Origin of the sequence: Mesorhizobium sp. M2E.F.Ca.ET.209.01.1.1, assembly GCF_004010375.2 — a bacterium.
Lineage (GTDB): Bacteria > Pseudomonadota > Alphaproteobacteria > Rhizobiales > Rhizobiaceae > Mesorhizobium.
On the sequence record NZ_SADP02000635.1, the window covers coordinates 1 to 339 of the forward strand.

1 protein-coding gene is annotated in these 339 nt (G+C 67.6%); it reads left to right on the top strand.

The features are described 5' to 3' along the window. A partial coding sequence (locus EN852_RS41390; protein WP_189546520.1) for a hypothetical protein occupies positions 1–339 on the top strand: 339 nt, incomplete at both ends.

A 339-nucleotide genomic window follows, 5' to 3' on the forward strand; every position in this document is an offset into this window, starting at 1 on the left:
GCTCGGTGTCCCTGGGCGGCAATGCGCTGTCGAGCGATGCCGGCAACCCGACCGTGTTCACGGCGGGTCCGGGGTCGAATGGCCAGGTGAGCGCGTACTACACCTATGACAGCGCGACCGGCACCGGGACCATCCACTACACCTACACTCTGACGGCGGACTATCTCGCCGCCGCCGGCGACAACGGCCCCAACGTCGAGGCCAATCCGAGCTTCGCGGTCACAGTGACCGACCTCGACGGCCAGCCCGCATCGGGGACCCTGACGATCAACGTCATTGACGACGTGCCGACGGCCAAGGCCGCTACCGACGAGGCACAGTCCGGAGAGACGGTGACGG